Origin of the sequence: Brevibacterium picturae, assembly GCF_030453725.1 — a bacterium.
In the GTDB taxonomy this organism is placed as follows: Bacteria; Actinomycetota; Actinomycetes; order Actinomycetales; family Brevibacteriaceae; genus Brevibacterium; species Brevibacterium sandarakinum_A.
Window position 1 is genome coordinate 1 of sequence record NZ_JAKDJU010000204.1, and the last position, 4,913, is coordinate 4,913.

4 protein-coding genes are annotated in these 4,913 nt (G+C 63.0%); 2 read left to right on the plus strand and 2 right to left on the minus strand.

Going from position 1 to position 4,913, the window contains the following annotated elements:
• Positions 1 to 117 precede the first annotated feature (117 nt).
• Positions 118 to 1,713, minus strand: a complete 1,596-nt coding sequence (locus L0G76_RS14085; protein WP_304357792.1) for a nucleobase:cation symporter-2 family protein — start codon at positions 1,711 to 1,713, stop codon at positions 118 to 120.
• A gap of 485 nt (positions 1,714 to 2,198) precedes the next feature.
• Between L0G76_RS14085 and L0G76_RS14090 the strand changes: the two genes are divergently transcribed.
• The gene (locus tag L0G76_RS14090) at positions 2,199 to 3,578 is read left to right on the plus strand and encodes an 8-oxoguanine deaminase (protein WP_304357795.1); all 1,380 of its coding nucleotides are present in this window, start codon (positions 2,199 to 2,201) and stop codon (positions 3,576 to 3,578) included.
• A gap of 67 nt (positions 3,579 to 3,645) precedes the next feature.
• Here L0G76_RS14090 and L0G76_RS14095 read toward each other — a convergent pair whose 3' ends face one another.
• Positions 3,646 to 4,131: a hypothetical protein gene (locus L0G76_RS14095; RefSeq protein WP_304357793.1), complete on the minus strand. Its 486-nt coding sequence runs from the start codon at positions 4,129 to 4,131 to the stop codon at positions 3,646 to 3,648.
• A gap of 145 nt (positions 4,132 to 4,276) precedes the next feature.
• Between L0G76_RS14095 and L0G76_RS14100 the strand changes: the two genes are divergently transcribed.
• On the plus strand, positions 4,277 to 4,735 hold the full coding sequence (locus tag L0G76_RS14100) for a DUF2871 domain-containing protein (protein ID WP_304357794.1): 459 nt from the start codon (positions 4,277 to 4,279) through the stop codon (positions 4,733 to 4,735).
• The last annotated feature ends 178 nt before the right edge of the window (positions 4,736 to 4,913 follow it).

Below are 4,913 nucleotides of genomic sequence, written 5' to 3' on the forward strand. Positions count from 1 at the left end.
AGGACCGCCGCCGTTCTAGCACCTGAGCTGCAGAGCCCTACCGAAAGCAGAGCCGCCGGTGATGCATGCGCATGCATTACCGGCGGCTCGAGCTGACTGGGAGGCTCGTGAAGGAGCTCAGCCCTCATTCTCTCGGATCACTCGTCGCACATCGTCTTGAGTCTGCGCCTCGCCGTTGTTGATCGCCTCGACGACCTTCTCGTGCTGATGGTCCGTGACGACGGGGACCTCCTCCCCATTGCAGTCGACGATCTTCCCGTCCTTGACTGTGTCGCCTTCGGCAAGCAGCGCCTCATGGTTGATGAGTCGCTCGAGCTCGTCTCTGCGGATGACACGGCCCGTTCCCGCGACGAACACCGAGCGATCGGTGCGGTCCTTGCTTCTGACGCCGATGTGATTGAAGAGCAGGTTGAGCAGCACAGCCATGAGCGTGGCTGAGGAGATTCCCGAGTGAAGGATGATGCCGACCCACGATGGGAAGGAGTTGTAGAAGTCGGGCTGGACGACGGGGATGATGCCGAACGCCAAGGAGACGGCGACGAGAATCATGTTGAGGTTGCCCTCGTACTCCACCTTGGACAAGGTGCGGATGCCCGATGCTGCGACGGTGCCGAAGAGGACGATGCCCGCGCCGCCGAGGACGGGTGAGGGGATCGCGGCAACGACTCCGCCCATGACAGGCAGCAGGCCGAGGATGACGAGAATGACACCGCCGGCGGTGACCACGAAACGCGACTTCACCCCGGTGATCGCCACAAGCCCGACGTTCTGGGCGAAGGCCGACTGGGTGAAGGAGTTGAAGATCGGCGACACGGCCGAAGACAGCATGTCCGCACGCAGGCCGTTGGAGATGCGCTTGGAATCGACCTTCGTCCTCACGATCTCACCCACTGCGATGATGTCTGCGGTGGTCTCTGCGAAGGTGACGATGATGACGATGAACATCGAGATGATCGCCGCTGCGGAGAACGTCGGCATTCCGAATGCGAAGGGCTCCGGGAACGCGAACACGCCACGATCGAGCACGTGGGAGAAATCGGCCCAGCCGAAGATGAGGCAGATGATCGTTCCGACGACGATCGCCAGGAGGATCGACAGGCGGGAGACCATCGCAACGGGAATCCGGCTGAGGATGAGGACGATGGCGAGGGTGCCGACGGCGATGAGGATATTGCGACCGCTGCCGTAATCGGGTGCCTCGGCGTTGCCGCCCATCGCCCAGCCGGCAGCCACCGGCATGAGGGACAGTCCGATCGTCGTGATGACCGTACCCGTGACGACAGGTGGGAAGAACTTCACAATGAGCGCGAACGCCGGTGCGACGATGAGGCCGATCACCGAAGCGACGAGGACTGCGCCGAAGACCTCCGGGAGTCCGTCACCCCCAGCGAGGATCGAGGTCATGGTGGCGACGCCGGCGAAGGAGACGCCTTGCACCAGGGGCAGCTTCGACCCGAAGAACGGAACGCCGAATGACTGCAGGATGGTGGCCAGACCGCCCATGAACAGGCATGACGCGATCAGCACACTGATTCCACCGCCATCGAGTCCGGCGGCCTTGCCGATGATGAGGGGGACGGCGATGATGCCGCCGTACATGGTCAGTACGTGCTGAAGGCCGTACGCGAATGAGGTGCCGACCGGAAGTCTTTCATCCTCCGGATTGGCCGAATCGGACCGGTTCTTCTCGGGCGACTGCTTCGATACCGACATCTATCTCTCCGTTGAGTTCTTCCCTGAGCGACAGCCTCGGGCCCTGCCCGGATGGGCACTATGGGTGGTCGACTGCAAGTGAGGGATCGGTTTCAATACTTCCAACATGCGAAATGTTGTTTCCTTATCGCAAAATGCTAGGCGAATCGTTCGAGGATGGCAACTTCGTTTCGTGATCTCTCGCACATGCTAGAGTGCAGTCTTGCCGGTGCATGCCTCGGGGGACAAATCAGTGTCACCCGAGGTGCAGTTTCTGGGTCGTATTCCACGAATTCCCCAGACCGCATCGGACGGCGGAGCAGCAGACGCCGAGAAACCTGAGCTGGTGGCGATTCGCCCCAGTCGTGTCGCCGCACAGCGGTCGAACTGATGATTCGACCGATTCAGCACGAAAGGCGGCAGCAATGACCACAGGAATCGGCTCCTCAGCAGCCGGCAGACAAGCAGCCAGCGTTCCAGCAGTCGGCACCCCGACCGGCTCCACCATGTGGCTGCGCAATCCCATGGCCGTCCACCTCGGGCGTGATGTGGATCCGATGCAGGCCTCGGGTGGAATCGTCGTCGATACGGAATCCGGAACGATCATCGAGCTTGTCTCCGCTGGCGGTGAGCCCACCGGAGGCCGACAGGCCGTCGCCGAGGTGGTCGACGCGAGCCAGCACGTCATCACCCCCGGACTCATCAACACCCACCACCACTTCTACCAAACCCTGACCCGGGCCTGGGCTCCCGTGGCGGACCTGCCGCTGTTCGGCTGGTTGACCAATCTCTACCCCGTGTGGGCCCGCCTGACACCGAAGGCCCTCGAACTGGCCACCACCGTGGCCATGGCCGAACTGCTCGAATCCGGGTGCACGACCGCGGCCGACCACCACTACCTGTTCCCGACGGGGATGGACGATGCCATCGACATCCAGGTCGAGGTGACCAGACAGCTCGGCATGCGCGCCATGCTCACCCGCGGATCCATGTCCTTGGGAGAGAAGGACGGCGGACTGCCTCCGCAGCAGACTGTGCAGGATCCGGACGTGATCCTCGCCGACTCCCGTCGCCTGGTCGAGGCGTACCACGAACGTGGCGTCGGGGCGCAGGTCCAGATCGGCTTCGCACCCTGCTCGCCCTTCTCCGTGACCACCGAACTCATGCGCGACAGTGCGATCCTCGCCGAGGAACTCGATGTTCGCCTGCACACCCACCTAGCAGAGACCCTCGACGAGGAAGAATTCTGCCGGGAACGATTCGGCCTGCGCACCGTCGACTATCTCGAGTCCGTGGGGTGGCTGAGTGACCGATCGTGGTTGGCCCACGGTGTGCACTTCGATACGGATGAGATCACCCGCCTCGGCGAGGCCGGGGCTTCCGTGGCACATTGTCCGACTTCGAATATGCGCCTGGCCTCGGGCATCGCCAGGGCCGTCGAACTCGAAGATGCGGGTGTCAATGTGGGGCTCGGGGTCGACGGTTCGGCGTCGAATGATGCCTCGAACCTCATCCGCGAAGTTCGTCAGGCACTCTATGTTCAGCGTCTGCGCTACGGGTCGGAGGACGTCACCTCCACCCGCGTCCTCGACTGGGCCACCCGCGGTTCCGCGGCGGCGCTGGGGCGAGCGGACATCGGACGCATCGAGGCCGGCAAGCAGGCGGACTTGGCGATGTTCCGGCTCGACGGGCTTGCCTTCTCCGGCTCACACGATCCGATTCCGGCCCTCGTTCTCTGCGGAGCGGAGAAGGCTGATCGGGTCATGGTCGCCGGTCAGTGGCGTGTGCTGGACGGCAATGCCATCGGCAGGGACGGTGTGCAGCTGGACAAGGAGGCGCTCATCGCGGCCCACCAGGAGGAGGCCCGCAAGCTCGTGGCCGGGTGAGACGCAGTTCCCGTGTCCGGCCCGGCTTCAGCCTCAGTCCCCGTGTCCGATCCGGTCGTGCTCGGCTTCAGTTCTGCGGCTTCCGGAACACTTCGCGCATGTGATCGCCGGTGAGGAAGTCGCCGACGCCGATCATGATGAGACTGAAGACGATCTGCTCGGTGATCATCCACACCGGGTAGAGGCCGGGGATGGCGGCCATGACCAGGGTGATGACCGGGAAGATCTGGGCGAAGAGGCGCAGCCGCTGGTACCCCCAGTAGTAGCCCTTCGTCGAGCGCCAGAAGAAGTAGAACAGGGTCGCGGTCATACCGAGGACGACGACAGTGCGCATCCAGACTGCGAACGGCGCGGGTTCGCCCGCGCGGGCGATGATGACGGCTGCGACGACGGCACCGAAGCCGAGGACGAGTTCGACGATGAGCAGCCACCCTATCCACGCGAACGCGCGCTTCGTCTTCGGATGGGCGAGTCCTTCTGCCGGGACGAGGAGCCCGGCCTTGCTGCCACCCGCGATGCGGTCGATCTTTGCGAACAGATTCTCGAAGGCCATGCTTTCAGGCTAGCGGTCGAGAGCGTCGCAAGCCCGCGAAATCGGGGGTTGTGAGGGTGTGAAGGCGAACATCAATCAAAAGTTGGGATAAGAGTTCAATCCTCTGGGTCAGGATACGCAGGCCGAATCTTGATGAAGTATAAGCATGAAGAAAATATTCAACGCGGCATTCGCATACATGATCATCGGCGTCCTCTCCGGTCTGTTCTACCGGGAGTTCACCAAGGCCAACGATTTCACCGAAGGAGGCTTCACCCAGCTCAGCGTCGTCCACACCCACCTGCTGACGCTCGGCTTCATCGTTCTGCTCATCGTCCTCGTCCTCGACAAGGTCTTCGGCCTCTCAGGCTCGAAGATGTTCTCCTGGTTCTTCTGGACCTACAACGCCGGCATCATCCTCACCGCCGGCATGATGGTCTGGCACGGAATGCTCACCGTCCTCGGCCAGGAATCCAGCGCCATGATCGCCGGCATCGCCGGACTCGGACACATCGCACTCTCCGTCGGCATGGTCCTGTTGTTCCTGACCCTGCGGAAGGCCATCGTCGCCGATCGGTCCGTTACCGCCGACCGGAGCACCGCATCCGCATCGATCACGAACTGATCAGTGGACACAGCATCACCGTCGGACACAACATGATCGGCCGAACTCACACCCTCGCCGAGGCGGTGTCCGGGGCCCCCCCAAAAACCCCGGGTTGGTTTGTGGGGGGCCCCCGTGGGGTGGGGAACAGGGGGAAGGGGGGTGTAAGTTGGCCAAACAACACCCACCCGCCCCCGAG

What these genes read in the sequence shown, in the direction of transcription:
- L0G76_RS14095 (WP_304357793.1), bottom strand. Translation starts at nt 4,131, where the DNA reads ATGGCCTTCGAGAATCTGTTCGCAAAGATCGACCGCATCGCGGGTGGC.
- L0G76_RS14085 (WP_304357792.1), bottom strand. Translation starts at nt 1,713, where the DNA reads ATGTCGGTATCGAAGCAGTCGCCCGAGAAGAACCGGTCCGATTCGGCC.
- L0G76_RS14090 (WP_304357795.1), top strand. Translation starts at nt 2,199, where the DNA reads ATGTGGCTGCGCAATCCCATGGCCGTCCACCTCGGGCGTGATGTGGAT.
- L0G76_RS14100 (WP_304357794.1), top strand. Translation starts at nt 4,277, where the DNA reads ATGAAGAAAATATTCAACGCGGCATTCGCATACATGATCATCGGCGTC.